We start from the raw sequence: 22,855 nt of genomic DNA, 5'->3' as shown, positions 1-22,855 counted from the left end.
TTCACCTCAATTTCGGATTGAGCGCATCGCGCAGCCAGTCACCGAGCAGGTTGACGGAGACCACGAGAAGGCAAAGCTGGACGACGGGGAAGAGCACGACCCACCATACGCCCGAAAACAGGAACTGGTTGCCGAGGCGGATGAGCGTTCCAAGGCTCGGCTGGCTCGGCGGCATGCCGATGCCGAGGAAGGAAAGCGTCGCCTCCGTCAGGATCGCCATGCCGAAGTTCAAGGTCGCCGCGACCAGGATCGGCGTCAGCGTGTTCGGCAGGATGTGCTTCAGCATGATGCGCCGCGCCGGCGTTTTCAAAAGACGCGCGGCCTGGACATACTCCTTGCCGCGCTCGACGATCGTCTGGGCACGGACGGTACGGGCATATTGCACCCAGGCGCTGAGCGTAATCGCCAGCACCAGCACGGCGGCAGAACCGACGTCCCTGAGTTCCGGCGGCAGCATCTGGCGCGCGACGGCGCTGACGAGGATCGCGATCAGGATCGTCGGGATCGAGAGGAGCACATCGCCGATGCGCATCAGCAGATTGTCGATGAAGCGCCCGAAATAGCCGGCGACGAGCCCGAGGCTCAAACCCACGGCCAATGAAAGGACGACCGAGGCGACGCCGATCAGGATCGAGATGCGCGAGCCATAGAGAATGGCCGAAAGCATGTCGCGGCCTTGGGTGTCCGTGCCGAGCACGTAAGGCCATTGGCCGTCGGCCTCCCAGATTGGCGGCAACTCGGAATTCCAGAGCTCGAGCTGGGCCGGATCGAACGGGTTCTGGGGCGCAATCAGCGGCGCGGAAAAGGCGGTCACGATCAGGAAGGTGAGGATGACCGCGCCGATGATCGCCGACGGCTTGTGGGTGAAGGACCACCAGAGGTCGCTTTGGCGCCAGCGGGCAAGCCGCGAGGGCCGGCGTGGCGGTGTGGTTTGCTGGACGTGATCTGTCATGGCAGCGACCTCAGCGGGTGGCATCGCGCAACCGCGGATCGATGACCGCATAGGCGATATCGACGAGCGTATTGAGCGTGACGAAGATGAAGGAGACGATGCAGAGATACCCCGCCATGACAGGCATATCGAGGAAGGTCACCGCCTGAATGAACAGCATGCCCATGCCCGGCCACTGGAACACGGTTTCGGTGATCAGCGCGAATGCGATCAGCGAGCCGAAGTTCATCGCCGTCATGGTGACGACAGGCATCAGACAGTTGCGGAGCGCGTGGCGGAAATAGATCCGCCAGCGCGGCACGCCGCGGGCACGTGCGAATTTGACGAAGTCCGAGCGCAGCACTTCCATCATCTCGGCGCGGACAAGGCGCATGACCAGAGTGATCTGGTAAAGCGCGAGCGCAAGGGACGGCAGAAGCAGGGACGCGCGACCCGAAGCCGTCAGCAAACCGGTGCTCCACCAGCCAAGCTGAACCACGTCGCCGCGGCCGAAAGCGGGCACGAGGCCAAGCGTTACGGCAAAGACAAGGATCAAAAGGATGCCGACGACGAAGCTCGGCAACGAGACGCCGATGATACTGACGAATTGAAGCCCCTCCGAGTACCATCGCCCGCGATGGATCGCAGTGATGACGCCAAGCGGAATACCGATCAAGAGCGACAGGACGGTTGCGACCAGCGCCAACTCCATCGTCGCCGGGAAGCGTTCGGCAATCAGCTTCATGACGTCCTGGCCGTTGCGGTAGCTGATGCCGAAATCGCCCTGTGCAGCGTTGACGACGAACCGTCCGAACTGGGTCACGAACGAATCGTTGAGCCCGAGCTTTTCGCGCAGCTCGATGCGGTCGGCCTGCGACATCTGCTCGTTGGCCATCAACTCCACCGGATCGCCGGCGAAGCGGAAGATCAGGAAGGCGAGCAGCGCAACGGCGAGCATGACCAGCACGGCATTGGCCAGTCGCTTGATGAGAAAGACAATCATTGGGTTTCTCGCTGAATGAGAAAGCCCGGCAGAGCGAACTCTGCCGGGGCAAGGAAACTCAATCGCCGATGCGCGTCAGCCAGTGGCGCGGCTTGTTGTCGGCGCGAATGGTGACGTCCGTGACGTTCTTGGACATCGCCCAGGCCATCGGCTGCTGGTGCAGCGGGATCATGATGACCTCGTCCTTGGCGAACTTCAGCGCCTCGGTTTCGATCGCCAGACGCTTGTCGTGATCCATCTCGACCGCGGCCTTCTTCACCATGGCGTCGAGTTCCGGATAGGACCAGCCGCCGTAGTTGGCGACGCCGGCGGCACCTTCGCGGGTCGAGAGAACCTGAACCAGGATCGAATAGGCATCGAGGGTTGGCTCGTTGGCCCAGCCGATCATGTAGGCGTCGGACTTGCCGCCGGCGCGCTTCGGCGCCTGAACCGCACGCGGGCCGATGTCGAGGGTCGGCTTGAGACCGACGCGCGACAGCATCGAAACGAGCGCGCTGCAGACGTCTTCCTCGTTGACGCTCTCGTCGTTCATGCAGACGAACGTGAACTCCTTGCCGACGGCGCCCGCTTCTTCGAGCAGCTTCTTGGAGAGTTCCGGATCGTAAGCGGTCGGCACGTCGAGCTCGGCGCTGTAGCCGGGGATCTCAGGCGCGACCATGGTGCCGGCGACATGCGACTTGCCGCGCATCACGCGCTTGAAGATGAGCTGGCGGTCGATCGCATGGTCGATCGCCTGGCGTACCTTGATGTTGTTGAAGAAGTTTTCGCGACCGTCGGCGAAGGTCTCGTGGCGGTTGAAGACCATGTGCACGGTGCGCAGGTCGGTGCGCTCGACGACCTTGATGTCCGGCGAGCTCTTGAGGCGCTCCAGATCCTGTACCGGGGCACCATCGGTGAGGTCGATCTCGCCCGAAAGCAGGGCCGCGACCCGGGTGGCGGCCGAGGTGATCGGCATGAATTCGATGCGGTCGAGATTGTGCTTCGGCGTATCCCACCAGCCATCGTTCTTGATGAGAACGGTCTTGCTGTCGGGAACGCGGGACTCGACCTTGAACGGGCCGGTACCGTTGGTGTTGTAGGTGGCGTAGCCTTCGACCTTGGCGCCGACGTCGGTCGGCAGCTCGGACTTGTTGTCGACCAGCCAGTCCTTGTCGAACATGAAGATGTTGGTCATGTCGTTGAGGAACAGCGGGTTCAGCGAATTCACTTCGATGTCGACCGTGTAGTCGTCGACCTTGGTGGTCGAGACATAGGCCGGAATGTTGCCGCGCAGCGGCGAGGTCGGGTGGCTGACGCGGGCCATGGAGGCAACGACGTCGTCGGCGGTGAAATCGGCACCGTTCTGGAACTTCACACCCTTGCGCAGATGGAAGCGCCAGACCTTGTCCTTCACCATCTCCCAGCTCGTGGCGAGCGCCGCCTCGACCTTGAACTCCGGCGTATAGCGCGTCAGGCCCTCATAGACGTGGTTGAGGAAGGCCAGGTTCGAGGTGCTCCCGTAGGAATAGGGGTCGAGCGAGAAGATATCCCGCGGGCTTCCCCAGCGCAGCGTTTCGGCGGATGCCGAGGATGCGAGGACGGTAAATGCCAACCCCGCGAGGAGATGCTTTCTCAGTTTCATGTCGTTCCCTCTGTTTTCTCGTCAGTCGCCCTATGCCGGCGCTCTCGCCCACTCGTGAGCAAGCCACCCTAGATTTGAAGCTGTTGGCGACAATGTCAACTATTTTGTCGACAATTTTGTATGCATAAATGTTTAAAGTGGCATACGATGTAAAAAGTGGGGGTCGCTTCCCGAACAAACAGCTTGAAAGACAGTGGTCGAGCAGCAACTATGAGGCGAATAAAATCTGTCGGAACGCCTGAAACGGGACGCCCGCCGATATCTTTCGATACCGACGGGCGAATGCGATTTGTCAGATTACTCGGTGCTTGGGCGCGTCAGCTCTCGCGGAACGCGCGGTTGACCTGATCCATCAGGGGCTTGACGAAATAGGAGGCAACGCTGCGCGCACCGGTGGTAATGAATGTCTCGACCGGCATGCCTGGCATTAGCGACACATTGCCAAGCCTTTGGATCTCCTCGGGCGAGATCGCGACGCGCGCGACGTAGTAGCTGGCGCCGGTCCGCTGGTCGACGGTGACGTCGGCGGAGACACGCTCCACAGCACCGTTGATCTCCGGCGTCGTCTTCTGGCTGAAGGCGGAAAAGCGCAGGATGGCGCGCTGGCCCGAATAGATCTGGTCGATATCCTGCGGCGCGACCTTGGCCTCCACCACCAATTTGCCGATGTCAGGAACGATCATCATGATCTGTTCGCCAGGCGCGACGACGCCACCCACCGTGTGGACGGCAAGTTGATGCACGATCCCGTTCTGCGGCGCCACGATATCGACCCGTTTCAACTGGTCTTCGGCCGCCACCTTGCGCTCGACATATTCCCCGATGCGGGCATCCATTTCGCGCAGATCGCTGCCGACTTCTTCCGCCCATTGCTCGTCCACCTGAATGATCTGCAGCGCCGTCTCGGCGATCTTTTCGTGAACGCCGGCGATCCCCGCGGTGAGGCGGCCGATCTCTCCGTCAATGTCGGTTGCCTGACGCTCGAGCGTGCTGATCCGGCTTTTCTCCATTAGGCCCATGTCATGCAGGAAGACGTAGCGGTCGAGTTCGTCCTTGATCAACACCCGCTCCCGCTCGCTTGCCGCGCGCTCCGCCTCCATACCGCGGATTTCGTCGTTCAGCTGCTGCACACGCCGTTCGAGTTGGCGCTTCTTGCTGTCGCGAACGTCGCGCCGGTTTTGATAAAGCTGTTCCTCCGCGTGCATCATAGCTGCGATCTCCGGCTCATTGCCGCGTGCAAGCAGGGTCTCGGGAAAAGCCACGCGTTCACGACGGTCGCGCTCGCCTTCGAGCCTTGCCTTTCGCGCCGCGAACTGGTCGAGACTTTTCAGGATGATCGCAAGATTGGCTTTCGTCATCGTCGCATCGAGACGCATGACCACGTCGCCGGCCCGAACCCGATCGCCGTCACGAACCATCAGCTCGCTGACGACGCCGCCCATCGGGTGCTGTACCTTCTTCAGGCTGCTTTCGACAACAACCGAACCCTGCGCAATCACGGCGCCAACGATTTCAGTTCCGATGGCCCAGCCGCCGAAAAGCCCAACGAGCGTGGCAAAGCCGAGCGCGCCGACGATCAAATGCGTGCGGATCGAGCGCCGCAGTGTCTGCCAATCGTCCATGTCCATCATGCCTTTGCTGCTTCTACTGTTTGCACGACCTTGAGCGCACCTGGATTGCCCGGCGCCTGCCTCAAGACCTTCGAGAGAACCTCATCTTTCGGACCGAAGGCCTGCTGTTTGCCGGCGGCCAGCATCAGCACCTTGTCGACCGCAATCAGCGCGCTCGGGCGATGGGCGATGACGATGGCGATGCCGCCGCGCTCCCGGATGCCGAGGATTGCCGCGGTCAGCGCCTCCTCCCCTTCGGAATCGAGATTGGAGTTCGGCTCGTCGAGAATGACAAGGAACGGATCGCGATAGAGCGCCCGCGCCAGCGCGATGCGCTGTTTCTGGCCGGCGGAAAGCGCGCGGCCATTTTCGCCGACTTCCGTCGAATACCCGTCCGGAAGGCTGACGATCAGGTCGTGAACTCGCGCCGCACGCGCAGCCGCGATCACATCGTCGGCTTGAGCGTCGGGCTCGAAGGAAGCAATGTTCTCCGCGATCGTGCCGTCAAGCAGCTCGATCGCCTGCGGCATGTAGCCGATGTGTCGCGCGAGCGCTGCCGCCGGCCATTGGTCGGGCGTGGCGCTATCGAGACGGATCGCGCCGCGGGCCGGCTTCCAGATGCCAACGAGAATGCGCGCCAGCGAACTCTTGCCCGAACCACTGGCGCCGATGACACCGAGGCCGGTACCGGCTTCCAGCGAGAACACGATGTCCTGAAGTACGGATTCACTGGTTTCCGGGGGAACCGCCGTGATGCGCTCGACCGAAAGCATCGCCTTCGGCGCGGGCAAATCCATGCGGCCCTGCATCTCCGGCAGAAGCGACAGCGTCTTCTGCAGACGCACCCGGCTCTGGCGGGCGGCGATGAAGCCTTTCCAGTTGGCGATAGCGAGGTCGACGGGCGCCAGCGCCCGCGCCGAGAGTATCGAGCCAGCGATGATGATGCCGGGGGTCGCCTGCTGGTTGATCACCAGCCAGGCGCCGACGGCGAGAATGCCGGACTGGAGCAGCATGCGCAGCACCTTGCTGAGAACGCTGAAACCGGAGGCGATATCGCTTGCTCGGCGTTGCTCGCGGGTAAAGGCGCGGTTCTCATCCTGCCAGCGGCGACGCAGATGCGGCCCCATCCCGAGAACCGAAATGACATCGGCATTGCGCCGCGCGCTTTCGGCCATGCGGCTGCGCTTGGAAGAATGCCTGGCGGCTTCCTCGACGGGTCGTTTGGAGACAAGCTCGGTCAGCAGCGTGATGGCTGCAAGCACGATTGCGCCGCCGAGTGCCGTGACCCCGAGCCAGAAATGGAAGGCGAAGCAGATGGCAATGTAGAAGGGCAGCCAGGGCAGATCGAAGAGCGCGGTCGGGCCACTTCCGGAGAGGAACGAGCGGATGGCGTCGAGATCGCGAAGGGGCTGGGCGTAGCGGGCGCTCATCGGCGCTTGAAGCTGCAGGCCGAGGATCGCATCGTAGACGCGTGGCGAAATTGCCAGATCGAGTCGATCGGCAATGCGCACCAGGAGACGCCCGCGTAGGGCGTCGAACAGCCCTTGGAAGCCATAGAGGACCGCGACGATGGCAAGCAGCGCCGCAAGTGTCGGCAGGCTGCGGCTCGGCAGCACTCGGTCATAGACCTCCATCATGAACAGGGAGCCCGTGAGATAGAGGATGTTGACGACGGCGCTAAGCAGGCCGATGCCGACGAAGGCGTTCATGCATCCGGCAAAGACGCCTTTGAATTGATTGGCACTTTTGGTCGAGGAGATATCGCGCATGGTCCGTGGTCCGTTGAGATCGCGGCGGTAGCAGTCAGCCATCACAGGGAAATGACAGGGATGTTGGTGAGAGGGGCGAGCACGGTGCCCGCCCCTCGTCTTTCATCAGGCGAAGCGGAAATCGTCGATGACGAAGTTCTCCGTTTTGACGCCGTTGAAGGTGATCGACGAGCCGTCGTTAAGCGCGATTTGCGCGCCGTTCTCACCGTCAGTGATGGCGCCCGAGGCCATCAGTGCCTGATAGTCGGCAAAGAGGTCCTTGGAGAGCACGACCACGTCGCCACCTTGCGCCCCGGCTTCGAAGTCGAGGACGACATCCCGGCCATCGCCGGCAGCAAAGACGAAGGTGTCGTTGCCTGCACCGCCCGACAGCACGTCATTGCCCGTGCCGCCGTTCAGCGTGTCGTTGCCGGTACCACCATTGAGCTGGTCGTTGCCGGCACCGCCATTGAGCGCATCGTTGCCGCCACCGCCCATCAGCACGTCATTGCCGGCGCCACCTTCGACGACATCATTGCCGTCACCAGCGACCACCCGGTCGTTGCCAGCACCGGCGTCGACCATGTCGTTGCCGTCACCGGCAAGCACAGTGTCGTTGCCGCTGCCGGCCTCGATCATGTCCTTGCGGTCGGTGGCGACGAGCGTGTCGTTGCCGTCGGTGCCTTCGACCACATTGTACTCGGTGTAGCCGTCGACCCGGATCGTCGCCGCACCGGACGACTCTCCCCCTTGAGCGTCGCGCACGGTGTAGGTGACGGTGACGAGCGCGTTCTGCTCGTCTTCGAGAGCCACGAAGGCCGAGGACGGGTCGGCGACCAGCTTGCCGTCAACGATCGAGAAGGCGGCAGCGGCTTGAGCGTTCGTCAACGAAAGGCCGGCGACTGCCGTGACCGCGAAGCCGACGAGCGTCAGGCGATCGCCCTCGATGTCGGTGTCGTTGGCGACGAGATCGAAGCTGCCCGTTTCGTTCTCGGCGACCGCTCCCGTGTCGGCGACCGCGACCGGCGCGTCGTTGACCGGTTTTACCGTGACGCTGACCGTGCTTTCGTTGCTGCCGCCCTTGCCGTCGGACACGACGACCGTGAAGCTGTCGGAGCCGTTGACATTGGCGTTCGGACGGTAGGTCCAGGCACCGGTCGCTGCGTCAAGCTGTAGCTGGCCATTGGCGGGGCCGGCGCCAGCCTTGACCGCATAGCTGAGCGCATCGCCGTCCACATCCGCAGCGACGATCTGGCCGTTGATCGGCGTATCCTCGTTGGTCTCGACCGCGAGCGGCGATGCCGTCGGGGCATCGTTGACCGGCTTGACCGTGAAGGAGGCAGCCGTCTCGCTCGAACCACCGCGTCCATCGGAGATCTGGTAGCGGAACGAAGCCTCGCCGTTGAAGTTGCCGGCAGGCGTGAAGCGGATGCCGCCCTGTTCGAGGACGGCCGTACCGCCAGCGACCGCGGTGACGCCGGTCACCGTCAGGCTGTCGAGATCCGCATCGGTGTCGTTGCCGATGAGGCTCGAGAACGGGATGAGGAAAGATGCCGCATCCTCGTCGACGGCAGCCAGCGTGTCGGCCACAGCCACGGGGCCGCGGTTGACAAGGCCGTAAGCGATCGCCGCACGGTTCAGGACCGTGCCGTCGGCAAAGGTCACGAGCTCAACGCCTCCGCCTGCAAGCTGGCCCTTCAGGGTCAGCTTTTCGCCATTGACGAACTCGACCTCGACGGCTTCACCGTATTTGTGCAGCACGGCTTCGCCGCGGGCGATGTCGTGCAGGACGAGAACGTCCCGATCGCCTGGCGTCGTCGCCGTTTCCACAATTTCGTCCGAGCCTTCACCGCGTCCGTAGACATAGGTGTCGGAACCGTCGCCGCCGATGAGCACATCGTTCCCGGCACCACCTTCGATGACGTCGTCGCCGAGCCCTCCGGCGATCATGTCGGCGTCGTCGCCGCCCATCAGGACGTCGGAACCCTTGCCGCCGACGAGCGCGTCACGCCCGGCGCCGCCAAGCAGCGTATCGTCGCCATCGCCACCGTCGAGACGGTCGTTGCCACCATTGCCGAGCAGCGTGTCGTTGCCGCCGAAACCATAGATCGTCTCATCAGCATCGGTACCGGCGAGCACGTCACGGGCATTGGTGCCATTGATGATCTGGCCACCTTCGAGGCCGGACTTCAGATCGACAACCGTGAGGTTATCGAACGTAAGGCCTGCATTGCCCCAGGAATAGAGGCCGAAGGTGCCGGCATCGAGCCCACGGTCGCCGACCGGATAGGCAAACAGCGCCTCGTCGTTGAGGAATGCGGTGATCTTGTCACCGACGACTTCGACCCGAAGCTTCATCGCCTGGCCCGGTTCGTACTTGCCCGGAACCTGTGCGAGGATTTCCTCAACCCCGTTCTTCATCCGAATGAGGTTGAAGATGCTGCCGGCGCCGTTGCCCGGGTTGCGGTCAAGAATGCCGTCAGCATCGAGTTCGAGTTTGTAGTAGTTCTTGTTGTCCTTGTAGCGGAACAGGAAGCCGAGGCCGTCCTTGTCCGGCGTCTGGATCGTCGCCTCGACCGCATAGTCGGTCCAGGCAAGGGCCGCAGGATCCTTGAACAGCGCATAGGTGCCGAGACGCAGGACGTTGACGCCGTCGCCGAGCGGGCTCCAGCCGCGCTTCCAGTAGTCGGCGGCCGTGGCACCCGACCAGGTGAGCTCACGGCTCTGCAGGTCGGTCGTCTGAATGAGCTTGCCATTGCTCACCAGCCATTCCGACGACTTGCCGTTCGGGCCGATGCCGCCGAACTCACCCTCATCGATGAGGTTGAAGCGAGAGAGAGTGTTGGCGTTCGAGAAGTCCTCTGAAACGAGGATCTTTGTGCGGTCGACGACGGTGACGTCGATGCGGTCGGTCGAGACCGAACCATCCACAGCAGTCACCTTGAGCAGGAGCTTGTTGACACCCGCGTCGAGGTTGACGTTGGCAGTCTTGCCGGTGGCGACAACATTGCCGGCGAGGTCGGTCCAGACATAGTCGACGAGCTGCTTCGGACCGAAGGAGCCGGAAGCGTCGAGCACGACCGAAGCCTTGCCGTCGCCGTCGATGTCATAGGTCCGCTGGTCGATGCCGGCCTTGGCGGTGGTGTCGGCTTTGGTGACGACGATATCGTCGAAGACCGAGGTGCGCTGGCCACTGGAATAGAGACCGACGGTGCCGCCCTGCAGCGGCTGGGTCGCATCGACGATCGGACCGCCGAAGACGTTCCTGTCGCCGAGGAAGACGTTGATCGCATTGCCGGTCACGGCAACGGTCAGCGGGATTTCCATATTGTAGGGCGAGCCCTCGTTGACAGAGGCGATGATCGTCTCGACGCCGTTTGCGACTTTAACCAGCTGGCGGCGGTTGGTTTCGCCGTCGAGGGTGAAGCGGTAGTGATTGTTGGCGTCCTTGTAGTAGAAGAGGACGCCAATCGTGTCGTTGTCGAGCTGCGTCAGCGACGCCTCGAAAACGTAGTCCTTCCAGCTGGCCGAGCCTTCGCCGATGAAGACGAGCTTGTTGCGGGCCGCATCGCTCTGGTCGAAGAGCGCTGCCTCCGGGGCGGCGAGGCCTGCCGTGCCTGTCGGCCGGGAGAAGACGGTGCCCTTCAGGAGGAAGTTGCCGGTGTTGCCGTTGGCAGCACCGGTTTCGGTCGCCCAGCCGTTGGCATTGCCGTCGTTGAAGGTTTCGACCAGCAGCGTCCGGTCGCCGCGCACGATCACGTCAACCGTGTCGCTGGTCTTGACGCCGTTGACGTCGGTGGTGGTCAGCGTCAGCTTGTGCTTGCCAAGATCAAGTTCGGCCTTGGCTTCCTTGCCTTCGGCGACGACATCGCCGTTTTCATCGGTCCAGACCCAGCTCTTGACGTTTGCCGGCAGCAGCGACTTCCCGCCCGACAGCGAAACGTTCGCCGAGGATGTGCCGGTTGCGGCGTCGGCGAGGATGTCGTCGCCCGCTTCCGCCATTGCGCGCGCCTTGCCGCCGCTGACATCGATGTTCTCGAAGACTTCCTGATGGCCCCGGTAGTAGCCGGTCAGGCCGTCGCGATCGAGTTCCGGCTTGGAGCGGAAACCGTCGAGATAGTCGTCGAAGCCGGTGAAGTAGGTCTCGGTCGAGACGCAGTTGTTGTCCGGGTCGATCGTGATCAGGCGGATCGCGCCGTTGCCGCCATTGTTGCCCTTCGCCTCATTGCCGTTGCCGGTGATCTCGCGCGAGACGCCGTTCTGGTAGTTGACCAGGAACTGGAAGACCGGCTCGCCATACTGGTTGTAGGTGATGTCGGTTTCAGCGCCATCGCCGAAGATGTGACCGGAGAAGGTCATGACGATGTTGGGGTAGCGGGAAAGCAGTTCGCGCGAAACATACTCGCCATCATTGGCGCCGCGCTGGTCGGTGCGCATGCCGTAGTCGTAGCCAGCACCTTCGTCGTAGAGCGGCAGGGCAAGATTGTCCTGGCGGCCGGCATAGCTCGTCAGCGAATGGGTCGCGAGCATCACGCGGTAGTCGGGATGGGCCTCGATCACGTCGCCGGCCCAGCGGATCACGTCGTCGCGCGGGCCGAATTCGAGCGAGATCGACAGCCACTTGGTGCCGTCCGGGGCAGTGAAGGCGCTATAGGTGTTGCGGGCGCTCATCAGCTCCTGGTCATAGGCGCCGCCGAACGTTCCCGGGTTGGTCACCTTCTGCTTGTCCGGCGAGAAGCGCTGGTCGAGATAGATCGACGTATGGTCGGCAGCACTGCCGCCGCTCGCCTGGTCGTGGTTGCCTGGTAGAAGCGCATAGGGGATCTTGCCATCGAGCTTGCGTAGCGCTGCCTCGGCGATATCCCACTGGCCCGAGAGGTTGTTCTGGGTGATGTCACCGACATGCGTCATGAAGACGATGTTGTGGCCCTGGCGGTTGTCGACCAGCCATTGGGTCATGTCGCCGAAGAAATGCTTGAGGCCGTCGTTCGAAGTGTAATCCTGGGTGTCCGGGAAGACGGCGATCGTATAGGCGTTCGCACCGGCGACGCGGACGCGGAAGTCGTCGATCACCGCGTTGCCGGCGGCATCCGTCGCGGTGACGCGGATATCGGAATGGCCGAGGGCGGCGAAGTCGAGCACCAGCTTGTTGCCGTCGACGAGAACCGCCTTCAGCACTTCGCCCTTGGTGTTCTGCACAGTGTAGGTCAGGTTTTCACCGGAGAAATGCTGCGACAGGTCGATCGTCACGTCGCCGGCGTCCGGTGTCACCATCATGTCCTTGATGGCCAGGGTCTTGGTGACCGAACCCGGGTTCGGCGTCGTCGTATCCTGACCGACAGCCGGGATGCCCGCAGTTGCCGGGGTCGTGGTGGTCACCGTGGTGCCCTTGCCGCTGAGGCTGCCCTGGCCGAAGGTCGGCGTCGTCGAGCCTTCACCGAAGCGGAATTCCGTGCCGTTCGACAGCAACGCGTCGGGCTTCAATGCGTCCGGAACGATGCCTTCGGGCTTGGCCTTGCCGAGGGCGGAGAGTTCGTCACCGCTCAAGACCTTTTCGATGAACAGAAAGTTGCTGAGATAGCCCGAGGAGGTTTCGCCGTCGTCGTCGGTAAAGATCAGGAAGCCCTTGGCCTTGTCGATGGTGAAGCGGGCGGCGAGCGAGCCGGTCATCTTCTGTTCGGCCGCGAACTCGCCATTGATGTACTTCTTCATCGAGACGCCGCCGCTGGCGTCCTTTTCGATCGTCAGGCCGATGCGGTTCCAGGCATCGAGCTTGGCAGCGCCGCGATAGTCGCTGTTGATGCCGAGGCCGAAACTGTCGCCACCGACCTTGCCGAAAACGTCGCCGTCCGACGCGTTGGTCGCATCCGTCTGCAGGAACGGGATCCAGCCGCTGGAGCCTGCGGATGGGAAGTAGACGTCATAGACGAGGCTGTAGGACGAGACCGTACCGGTGCCGCCCGGCGATACCAGGATACCCTGCTGTTGCGACAGGCGCGGGATGTTCAAAAGCCAATCGGAAGACGATTGGATTGGCGTTGCAAGCGAGTTGGGGGAGGAAGTCATGTCGGCTTTCTCTCTAAGGTGAACGGGATCGGCTCTGGGCCGTGCGTCACCGTTAGCGAGGTCGCTTACCGACCAGATGACAGTTGCTTAACAAAGCGTAAAACGGCCATAGCGTTTTCCCATGCCTGCCATCGGTTTTGTCCAGCGTGCAAAAGATGAGCGGATGTCACGTGACTGTCAGCTTTGCCGACAATGATGTGCGGCGCCGCCAGGTGGCGGCAATCACAGGCAGCAGAACGGACCATATGTCGATCACCCAGTTGAGAGCCTTTCATATCGTCGCGCAATCCGGCGGGTTTTCTCAGGCCGCGCGCGACATGGCGATCAGCCAGTCCACCCTCTCGTCCCATGTCCGCGAACTCGAGGCCCATTGCGGTCTCAACCTCTTTGAGCGGAAGCCACGCGGTGTCAGCCTCAGTGCCGACGGCGAGCGCCTGTTCGAAATCACCTCGCGCCTGTTCACAGCCGAGAAGGAGGCGAATGCATTCCTTCGCGGCGAAGCGGGCTCGAATGGCGGGCATTTGCGCGTCGCGGCCGACGGCCCGATCCTGGCTTTGCCGATCCTGTCACGGCTAAAAGTCGACCGGCCGAAACTGACCTTCTCGCTCGCGGTCGACAATTCCGCCCGCGTCATCGACCAGATCCTCGACTACCGGGCCGATGTTGCGATCACCGCGCAGACGCCTGACGATCCGCGCCTTTATGGTGTTCATTTCCTCAGCATGCGGATCGGGCTATGCGTACCCGTCGGCCATCCGCTTGCCGAGCGCGACGGCGTGAAGATGAGGGAGCTGGAGGGCATGTCCTTCGTCATGCGCGAAAGGGGTTCACGCACACGCGAGATCTTCGAAAGGAACCTCGCCGAACACGGCACCACCGTGCAGCAGATCGTCGAGATCTCGTCGCGCGAAGGGGTGCGCGAAGCGATCGCCAACGGTGTCGGTTGCGGCGTCGTCGCCGACCTCGAATTCGGCCACGATGCCCGTCTCGCCTACGTGCCGATCGACGACGCCCGCGAACTCATCGACGAATATGCCATCTGCCTTGCCGAGCGCCGGCACCTGCCGCTGATCCGCGGATTTATCGACGAAGCGGGCCGATTGCGGCCGGACGACAGCGAGGCGGTCTTCGCGACGCCGCTGCCGGGAGTGCATCCCGACACGCACGATCGCAAAACGACCCGGCCGACCACACAATAGTGACGGTCAGCGCACTTGGATCACGCGATTCCGGGCGGAAAACCGCTTCACATTTTTCCCGGAATTGCTCGAGCGCTATGGCGCGCCGCCAAAGCCGGAGAGGAAGGACGTCAGGTTGTCCGATAACGCATCGCAGAGATAACCGCCTTCCTGTACGATCGCGGTCGGAAGGCCGAGGCCCGCGATCGCCTCACCAATCCGGGCAAAGCCCGGAGTAGAGACCGAGAGACCCCCGAAAGGATCGCCTTCGAAGGCATCCAGGCCGAGCGCGACAACCAGCGCGTCCGGCGCGTAAGCGCGGATGCGGCGGAAGGCGACGTCGAGCGCGGCGAGAAATTCCGCATCGCCGGATTTGCGTTCGAGCGGCAGGTTGAGGTTGTAGCCGAGGCCCGGCCCCTCGCCGCGCTCGTCCGCATGGCCCCAGAAGAACGGGTAGAAACGCACTGGGTCCGCATGGATCGAGATCGTGAGCACGTCGGAGCGCTGGTAGAAGATGCCTTGCGTGCCGTTGCCATGGTGCAGGTCGATGTCGAGGATCACCACGCGGGCAGCATTTGTCAGGAAGCGCTGCGCGGCGACCGCCGAATTGTTGACGAAGCAGAAGCCGCCGGCGACGTCGGCAAAGGCATGATGGCCCGGCGGCCGGCAGAGCGCATAGGCCGCCCGTTCGCCAGCCATGACCGCATCGGCGGCATCAACAGCGCTCCAGGCGCTCCAGCACACGCTCTCCCAGGTTTCGCCCGAGATCGGACACGCGGTATCGGCCATGTGGTAACCGGCCTGCCCGACCGCCGACGCCGGGTACCGACCGTTCCGCGCTAGCGGATGGATGTTCGGGATCACCTCCTCCGAAGCCTCGGCGATACGCTGCCAGCGCGCGTAGATATGTTCGAGAAAATCGAGATACTCCGGCGTGTGCACCGCGGCGATCGGGCTGAGCCCGTGATCGCGGGGCCGCAGGATCTCGCAGCCGACGGCACGGGCACCGGTGAGCAGGCGCTCGACCCGTTCCGGCTGCTCCGGATTGGGCTGCGGCGCGCCGCTCGACAGAAAGGCCTTCGGGTTATGGCGCTTCTGTTCGGCTGCATAGAAGGCTTTCATGCTGTCTCCCTTTCCTGCGTCGTCAAACTTTCAGTCCCCGGCCAGAGCCCCGAACGCCTCGCCATACGCGGCATGAGCGCGATCTTTCGTCTGCCAGGTGATGCCGATACGCTCGTAAAGGCGCTGCGCCGGGAAGTTCTCCACGTCGACTTCCAGCCGCAGATAGTCGCCGCCCCGCGCCTTCGACCATGTGGCCACTTCGCGAAGCAGGCGCTCGCCGATACCGAGGCCACGGAAACGATCGTCGACATACAGATCCTGCACGAAGACGCCGGGCCTCCCGCGCCAGGTCGAAAAGATCGGGAAGAACAGGCAAAGACCGGCAAGATCTGCACCCGCCTCGGCGATCAGACTGTGGAAGGCGGCGTTCGGACCGAAGCCGAAACGGCGATACTCATCGACTGTGCAGGTGACCTTGTCAGCCATTTCGAGCCCACGCCCCATAGCCAGGATCGCGTTATGTATGGTGTCGGCATCTCCTGGTTCGCCTGCGCGAATTCGGATATCAGCCGTGGAGTGCTGCATCGTCGTCACTGTTTTCCCTTTCACTGCCAGCAGGCGAAGGCTCAAGTCGAACCATGCCCGTGTCGCCGGCCTCAGAATGCCACCTGATCTCCGCCCTTGAGGCCGAGAAGCGCGCGTGCCTCCTTAGGGGTTGCAACCTCCAGTGACAAGGCGTCGAGAACTGCGCGGATGCGATGGACCTGCTCGGCATTGCTTACCGCAAGCGTCCCGCGGCCGTTATAGAGGCTGTCTTCTAGCCCCACGCGCACATTGCCGCCCATGGCAGCAGCCATGGTGATCATCGGCATCTGGTGACGGCCGGCGGCGAGCACCGAGAACGAGTAGTCGTCGCCAAAGAGCTTGTCGGCGATGCGTTTCATGTGCGTCAGGTTCTCAGGATCCGCACCGATGCCGCCGAGCACGCCGAAGACGAACTGGATGAAAAGGTGCCCGGACACCAGGCCGCGATCGCGGAAATGCGCCAGCGAATACAGATGGCCGACATCATAACACTCGAACTCGAAGCGCGTGCCGCAGCCCTGGCCAAGCCGCGTCAGGATGAATTCCATGTCGGCGAAGGTGTTCTTGAAGATGGAGCTCCGCGTTGCTTCGAGAAGCTGCGGTTCCCATTCGTGTTTCCACTCCGTCGGCTTGTCGAGCGCCGGAAACAAAGCGAAGTTCATCGAGCCCATGTTCAGCGAACACATTTCCGGTTCGGCGCGCAGCGAAGCCGCAAGCCGATCTTCCAGCGCCATCAGCGACGAACCGCCGGTGGAGATGTTTATGACCGCATCGGTCGACTGCTTGATGCGCGGAAGGAACTGCATGAACAGCGCCGGATCGGCCGACGGGCGGCCATCCTCAGGGTTGCGCGCATGCAGATGCAGGATTGACGCACCAGCTTCGGCCGCGGCGATCGCCTCAGAGGCGATCTGGTCAGGCGTGATCGGCAGGTAAGGCGACATGGTCGGCGTATGCACCGATCCCGTCACCGCGCAGGTGATGATCACTCTGCGCGATGTTTTGGACTTCGTCATGGTCGAGCCCTCAGCGGTTGACGGGAAGATTGAGTTCTTCGGCGAGCACTTCGAGTACGTCGCCAAGGATGGCGACGATCTCGCCGATCTGCTCACGGGTGATGATCATCGGCGGGCAGACGAGGAAATGGTCGCCCTCCACACCGCCGCGCGTACGCCGTGAATAGATGATCAGGCCGCGCTCATAGGCGAGATCGACCATGCGCTGGTGCGCATTCAACTCCTTCGGCAACGGCCTCATGCTCTCACGATCGGAGACGAACTCGGCCGCGAGCAGCAGTCCCTTGCCGCGCACGTCGCCGATGAAGGGGAACCGATTGGAGAGCGCCACGAGTTCAGCTTTCAAAGCATCGCCCATGGCAGCGGCATTATCGATCAGGCCAAGCCGATCGATTTCGTCGAGAACGGCGAGACCAGCGGCGCAAGCGAGCGGATTGCCTGCATAGGTGAAGCCGTGCTGGAACCCACCGGCGTCGAGCACCGGCTGAACGATCCGCGACGGTGCGGCCATGGCACCAAGGGGGCAGTAGCCCGAAGCAAAGCCCTTCGACAGGGCGATCAGATCCGGGCGGCAATTCCAGTGGTCGCCGCCGAGGAATTTTCCGGTGCGGCCAGCACCACTCATGACCTCGTCATGGATCAATAGGATGCCGTACTTGTCGCAGATCTCGCGAATGCGCGGATAGTAGCTGTCGGGTGCCACGAGCGCGCCGGTGGAAGCGCCGCCGATCGGCTCCATGATGAAGGCGAGCACGCTCTGCGGGCCTTCCGCCTGGATCTTCTCCTCCAGCATGTCGGCATATTTGATGCCGCGCTGCTCCATCGTCAGGTTGTCCCGATCGAGATAGGCGGTCGGCGCAGGCACCTTCGGCATTTCGCGCATCATCGGCGAGAAAGGATCGGAGAGCGCCGCATAACCGGTGACTGCCAGCGCCCCGAGCGTGCCGCCATGGTAGGACGGAAAGCGCGAGATCACCTTCCAGCGGTCCTTCTGACCGGTCGCGACGGCCCATTGCCGCGCGAGCTTGAGGCAGGATTCGACTGCTTCCGAGCCACCGGAAACGAAGAAGATCTTGTCCATGCCCTCCGGCAGCTTTTCCGCCGCGCGGCGGGCCAGATCTTCGGCCGGCTCGTTTTCAAAGTGCAGGCGGTAGGCGAAGGTGACGCGGTCCATCTGGCTCTTCATGGCGTCGAGCACATTGCGGTTGCCGTGGCCGATATTGACCACCATGGCGCCGCTTGAGCCGTCGATTACCCGGCGTCCGTCCTGGTCCCAGAGATAGATGCCTTCGGCCCGATCGACCAGCGGCCGGCGCAAGCGCGACTGGTAGAAGAGATGCGAGGCAGGTCGTTCGTTGGAAGCTGTCGTCTTGAGCATGGCAAATCTCTGTCAGCGAGTGAGATAGTGATTGAGAACATTAGCGGTGACGCGCTCGACCATCGCGTCACCGCGCTTGAGGGCCGCCACCCATTCGCAGCTTCCGGCGTGGAACACCTCGCCTTTGCCGCGCGGGAAATTGACGATCATGCCACAGCCGCGCTTGACGCGTTCGACGGCCGCAGGGGCAGTGTCGCCGATCAGCGTTTCGGCGACGAATTTCGCGTCGGCATCGGAAAGGAATTGGTCGTCCGCCGGAATGTCGGCGCTTTCTTCCTTCAGCGACGACATGCCGAGCGCGAGGATTTCGAGGCCCTCGGGCGCGCCGCTGTCCTCCGTCGGCTCCGGCAGGCCGTTACGGATAATATAGTCGAGGCCATCAACCTCGTAACCAAACGCATGGCCTTCCGAACCGAGGATATCACCGTAATAGATGCCCGTTCCGGAGAAGGCCCAATGCTCGGGCCGATAGACCGGGAAGCCCCGCGCACCACGCGGGGCGCAACCGCCCCAGCCGACGTAAAGGCCGCGGGTGGCGTTGAGCCCAAATGTCGCCGCCCCAGGCCGGCCGATCTCGGCCGCTTCCCAGGAGCCGCTGGTGCGCGTCGGATCTGTCGAGCGATAGGCTGGGTCTTCGGCCCGTGAGCGGTATTTGTAGCAAACCTGGCGCTTGCCGCCGTCTTCGAGGCGCGTCTGCCACATGAAGTTGCCGGCAAAGCGCGCCGCCTTTCCGCCGCGTTCGACATAGTTGTCGACCGCATCGCGCATTTCCCAGGTCCAGTATTCGTCATGGCCGACGAAGACGACGCAATCGTAGCCGTCGAGGATCTCCGGGTTGAAATGAAGCTCGTGCTGGCTGGCGAGATCGACGGCATAACCTTGACGTTCCGCCCAGCGGAAGAAGTGGCTGTCATAGCTCGCCCAGCCGGACGAGGCATATTTCTTGGAATAGCCGTTGGCATAGGCCCATTCCATGTGCGGATAGCGCGGGGCAACCGCCATCGGCGCATAGATTTCCAAGGGCACCCGTGGAGCATCCTGGGGCAGCACGACGAAGCCGCGGCAGAAAGGGCGCTCGATGCTGACCGTCGTCGCGTATTGATCGCGATTGGGTCCCGTAATGCCCTGGTAGTGGTTGGAGCCGCCCCAGGTGTTATACGAGGTCCAGGAGCCGGTGGCCGCCACCTGCAGCACCCGGCCCGGCTTGCGACCGGCGAGTGGCCGCACGATGAAGAGATGGTGGCAATGGATCGGCGCGCCATCCCTGCCCTCGGCTCTCAGCGTGATGCGGTAAGCGCCGGACGGCCAGTCTTCGGCAATCTTGAATTCGAAGCACGTTTCCCAGCCGCAGCCGATGACCGAACATTGGTCCGGCGTTTCCTGCCAGCGCGCATCGAGCGCGTCGCGCTTGAAAACCGTCGTCTCTGTCGCTCCATCGCGCGTAATTTCGAGCGAGAACCGTGAAGCTGAAGAGCTCACTTGTAGCCGCGCGGTGGCACCGGACGGATAGGCATAGGCGTCGGTGTAGCACCAGATCCCGCCGCGCTCACCGTCCATGCCCGGATATTCGTAATAGTGACCGAGCACCGCCTCGCGGCGCTGTTCCGGCGTCAGGCCGAAATCGGGATACTGATTGCTTTTGTCCATCGCGGCACCCATCACGCTGCCAGGTATTTCTTGAGGAACGCCCGGGTGCGCTCCTGCGTCGGCTGGCGGAAGATCTCGCTCGGCGCCCCTTGCTCGACGACGACCCCGCCATCCATGAACAGCACGCGATCGGCGACCTCGCCGGCAAAGCGCATCTCGTGGGTGACGATCAGCATGGTCATGTGCTCGGCAGCGAGCTGTTTCATGACGGCGTTCACCTCGTCGACCAGTTCCGGATCGAGCGCCGAGGTCGCTTCGTCGAAGAGCATTACCTTCGGCTGCATTGCGAGCGCGCGAGCGATCGCCACGCGCTGCTTCTGTCCACCGGAAAGCCGTGACGGAAAGGCATCGACCTTATCCTTGAGCCCCACCTTCGACAGAAGCTCGATGGCGAGCTCACGCGCCGCAGCCTTGCCCATGCCCTTCAGGATGATCGGGCCCATGGTGATGTTCTGCAGGACGGTCAGGTGCGGAAACAGATTGAAGTGCTGGAACACCATGCCCATCTGCTGGCGCACCGCATTGATGTGCCGCTCGAAGGCCTGGCCCTTCAGGCTCTGATTGACCTTTACGCCATCGAGCCAGACCTCGCCGCCATTCAGCGTCTCCAGGTGGTTGATCGACCGCAACAGCGTGCTCTTGCCCGACCCGCTCGGGCCGATGATCGCGACGATCTGTCCTCGGGCAACGGAGAGGTCGATGCCCTTCAGGACCTCCAGCGCGCCGTAGTTTTTGCGGGCGCCCTTCACTTCGACCATGGGTTTCTGAGCGGTCATCGGGAGACCTCCACGTTCTTTTCGACCTGGCGCAGACCCGCTTCGAGGACGAGATTGAGGATGTAATAAAGAGCGGCAACCGTGATGTAGAATTCGAACGGCCGGAATGTCTCGCTGATCGCGAGCTGTGCTGCGTGCACCAGTTCGGCAATGCCGATGATCGAGACGAGGGACGATTCCTTCAGAAGCACGATCAGGTTGTTGCCCATGGCGGGAATGGTGTTGCGGATCGCCTGCGGCACGATGAAGTAGCGCAGCGTCTGCATGCGGCCGAAGCCGAGGCTGCGCGCGCCCTCCGTCTGGCCGGGATCGACGGCCACGATACCGGCGCGAAGGATATCGGCATTGTAGACGGCAAAGTGCAGGCCGAGACCGATGATGCCGGCGATCAAGGCAGGGATCTTGAGGCCCAACTGCCCGAGCCCGTAATAGATCAGGAACAGTTGCAGGAGCAGCGGCGTGCCCATGAACAGCCACATGAAACCGCGCACCGGGAGGGCCACCGACTTCGGTGCGTAGAGCACGACAAGGGCGAATACTATACCGAAGACGAAGCTGATTGCGGCGGCGGAAATGGTCAGAACGACGGTCCACCAGACACCCATCCAGAGGATATCGGCATAGGGTGGAACGACGCTGAAATCGAGACCTTGCATATGGCGCTCCTCCCTCAGGCTATGGCGTAGCGTCGATCAAGCAGATCGACGATCCGCGCGACGACATAGACGATGAGCATGTAGAGCACGGCGGCCACGCCGAAGATCTCGAACGGCTTGTAGGTCGAACCGATATAGCGCTGCGCCGTGTAGGTGAGTTCGACCACCGAGATCGTCGAGACCAGCGCCGATCCCTTGACGAGCGCCACGGCATTGACGCCGAGCGGGCGGATCATGAGACGCGCGGCTTGCGGCAACACGACCTTGCGCATGGTCTGGAACCGGCTGAAGCCGATCGAGCGGGCGGCTTCCGTTTGCCCACGGTCAACCGACAGGATGGCGCCGCGGATGGATTCTGCCATGTAGGCGCCGATGTTGAGGCCGAGGCCGATGACGCCGGCAGCAAAGGGCTCCAGATTGATACCGATCTGCGGGCCACCGAAGTAGAGCACGAAAAGCTGGATGAGGCAGGGCGTGCCGCGAAACAGGCTGACATAGGCGGTGCCGAAGGCGCGCAAAAGGAACGAGCGCGACATCTTTGCAGCCGATATCAGGAACGCAACCACGAGGCCAAGCGCAAGCGCAAGTACCGAGATCTCGATCGTGATCCACGCGGCTTCCACGAAAAACGGGAAGACGCGCTGCACCAGCGAAACGTCCATGGGAAAACTCCGGAAGGCAAACTCGTGACCTCCGGCCGCGGCTTACATGGCGGCCGGAGAGATGGTAAGGGTGGGGATCAGCGGATGTCGCTGCCGACCCATTGCATGGCGATCTTCTCGTAGGAGCCGTCGGCCAGCATGTCCTCGAGCGCCTTCTGCATCGCAGCCTTCAGCTCCGGATTGTTCTTGCGGATGGCAATGCCGATCGCGACGCTGCCGCCTTCGATATCCGGCGTTTCGAGACGACGGACCTTCTCGCCGGTTTCCTTGACGGCGACCATGACGGGAATGTTGTCGACGACAATCGCATCAACGCGGCCGCTCTTCAGTTCCATCAGCAGTTCCGGCAGGCCCTTGTAGGTGCGAACGTCCCAGCCGCCCTGCTCGCGCGCCCATTTCTCATGGGTTTCGCCGAGCGTGACGCCAAGCGTCTTGCCCTTGAGTTCGTCGAGCTTCTGGACACCAGATGCTTCGCTGACGAAGACGGCGCGGCCGGCATGGTAATAGGGGCCGACGAAGTCGACGACCTTCTCCCGCTCCGGGGTAATCGTCATCGAGCCGACGATGGTGTCGTATTTGTTGGCAAGCAGGCCGGCGATGATGCCGTCCCAGGCAGTGGTCACCAGCGTGCCCTTGACGCCGACGCGCTCGGCAATTGCCTGGCCGATCGAGGCGTCGAAACCAACGACCTGGTTTTCTTCATTGACGAAATTGAAGGGCGGGTACTGGCCCGACATGGCGATCTTCAGTTCGCCGGCGGACTTGACGTTCTCCAGGTCGTCAGCCCGAGCCGAGACGGCGGAAAAAGTCGCAGCAATGGTGAGCGTCGCGGCCAAGAGGCCGGAGAATAGGGTCTTCATGAAATGTTCCTTGTTCCTCTGTATTGGGGCGCGCCTTCTTGTGCGCTTGGGATTGG

16 protein-coding genes are annotated in these 22,855 nt (G+C 62.7%); 1 reads left to right on the top strand and 15 read right to left on the bottom strand.

The annotated features are described in order from the left end of the window. Position 1: 1 nt before the first annotated feature. From ASE60_RS09410 to ASE60_RS09385, 6 genes are all read right to left on the bottom strand, one after another. Positions 2 to 952, bottom strand: a complete 951-nt coding sequence (locus tag ASE60_RS09410) for an ABC transporter permease (protein WP_057249545.1) — start codon at positions 950 to 952, stop codon at positions 2 to 4. 10 nt (positions 953 to 962) lie between these two features. Further along, entirely contained in the window at positions 963 to 1,934 is a 972-nt protein-coding gene (locus ASE60_RS09405; RefSeq protein WP_057249543.1) for an ABC transporter permease, read from the bottom strand. Positions 1,935 to 1,992: 58 nt separating this feature from the next. Beyond that, a complete protein-coding gene (locus ASE60_RS09400) occupies positions 1,993 to 3,555 on the bottom strand; it encodes an ABC transporter substrate-binding protein (RefSeq protein ID WP_057249542.1) in 1,563 nt (520 codons plus the stop codon). Positions 3,556 to 3,872: 317 nt separating this feature from the next. Continuing rightward, a complete protein-coding gene (locus ASE60_RS09395) occupies positions 3,873 to 5,177 on the bottom strand; it encodes an HlyD family type I secretion periplasmic adaptor subunit (RefSeq protein WP_057249710.1) in 1,305 nt (434 codons plus the stop codon). A 5-nt stretch (positions 5,178 to 5,182) separates the two neighbouring features. Continuing rightward, entirely contained in the window at positions 5,183 to 6,934 is a 1,752-nt protein-coding gene (locus ASE60_RS09390) for a type I secretion system permease/ATPase (protein WP_057249708.1), read from the bottom strand. A 105-nt stretch (positions 6,935 to 7,039) separates the two neighbouring features. Further along, on the bottom strand, positions 7,040 to 12,979 hold the full coding sequence (locus tag ASE60_RS09385) for an Ig-like domain-containing protein (RefSeq protein WP_057249540.1): 5,940 nt from the start codon (positions 12,977 to 12,979) through the stop codon (positions 7,040 to 7,042). Between the two features lie 170 nt (positions 12,980 to 13,149). On the opposite strand from ASE60_RS09385, the gene ASE60_RS09380 reads away from it, so the two are divergent. Next, complete coding sequence (locus ASE60_RS09380; protein WP_244495579.1) at positions 13,150 to 14,178, top strand: LysR substrate-binding domain-containing protein; 1,029 nt, start codon at positions 13,150 to 13,152, stop codon at positions 14,176 to 14,178. A 75-nt stretch (positions 14,179 to 14,253) separates the two neighbouring features. Here the strand turns inward: ASE60_RS09380 and ASE60_RS09375 are convergent, their stop codons facing one another. From ASE60_RS09375 to ASE60_RS09335, 9 genes are all read right to left on the bottom strand, one after another. Further along, positions 14,254 to 15,279, bottom strand: coding sequence for a histone deacetylase family protein (locus ASE60_RS09375; RefSeq protein WP_057249538.1), 1,026 nt, complete (start codon positions 15,277 to 15,279; stop codon positions 14,254 to 14,256). 30 nt (positions 15,280 to 15,309) lie between these two features. Further along, a complete protein-coding gene (locus ASE60_RS09370) occupies positions 15,310 to 15,849 on the bottom strand; it encodes a GNAT family N-acetyltransferase (RefSeq protein WP_244495578.1) in 540 nt (179 codons plus the stop codon). A 26-nt stretch (positions 15,850 to 15,875) separates the two neighbouring features. Continuing rightward, positions 15,876 to 16,820 (bottom strand): 3-keto-5-aminohexanoate cleavage protein, encoded by a 945-nt coding sequence (locus ASE60_RS09365; protein WP_057249535.1) that lies wholly within the window; start codon positions 16,818 to 16,820, stop codon positions 15,876 to 15,878. 10 nt (positions 16,821 to 16,830) lie between these two features. Further along, on the bottom strand, positions 16,831 to 18,198 hold the full coding sequence (locus ASE60_RS09360) for an aspartate aminotransferase family protein (protein ID WP_057249533.1): 1,368 nt from the start codon (positions 18,196 to 18,198) through the stop codon (positions 16,831 to 16,833). 12 nt (positions 18,199 to 18,210) lie between these two features. Continuing rightward, on the bottom strand, positions 18,211 to 19,845 hold the full coding sequence (locus tag ASE60_RS09355; protein WP_057249707.1) for a N,N-dimethylformamidase beta subunit family domain-containing protein: 1,635 nt from the start codon (positions 19,843 to 19,845) through the stop codon (positions 18,211 to 18,213). Positions 19,846 to 19,856: 11 nt separating this feature from the next. Then, entirely contained in the window at positions 19,857 to 20,621 is a 765-nt protein-coding gene (locus ASE60_RS09350) for an amino acid ABC transporter ATP-binding protein (RefSeq protein ID WP_057249531.1), read from the bottom strand. Then, positions 20,618 to 21,277 carry an amino acid ABC transporter permease gene (locus ASE60_RS09345; protein WP_057249529.1) on the bottom strand — a complete coding sequence of 220 codons (660 nt, stop codon included), beginning with the start codon at positions 21,275 to 21,277 and terminating at the stop codon, positions 20,618 to 20,620. Before ASE60_RS09345 ends, ASE60_RS09350 begins: the two co-directional genes overlap by 4 nt. A gap of 14 nt (positions 21,278 to 21,291) precedes the next feature. Then, on the bottom strand, positions 21,292 to 21,939 hold the full coding sequence (locus tag ASE60_RS09340; RefSeq protein WP_057249527.1) for an amino acid ABC transporter permease: 648 nt from the start codon (positions 21,937 to 21,939) through the stop codon (positions 21,292 to 21,294). A gap of 77 nt (positions 21,940 to 22,016) precedes the next feature. Beyond that, positions 22,017 to 22,799, bottom strand: coding sequence for an ABC transporter substrate-binding protein (locus tag ASE60_RS09335; RefSeq protein ID WP_057249525.1), 783 nt, complete (start codon positions 22,797 to 22,799; stop codon positions 22,017 to 22,019). Between the last annotated feature and the right edge of the window lie 56 nt (positions 22,800 to 22,855).

The organism is Ensifer sp. Root278 (genome assembly GCF_001429285.1).
Lineage (GTDB): Bacteria > Pseudomonadota > Alphaproteobacteria > Rhizobiales > Rhizobiaceae > Ensifer.
Note: the sequence above shows the minus strand (reverse complement) of the source record. Positions and strands in the feature narration are given on the sequence as shown.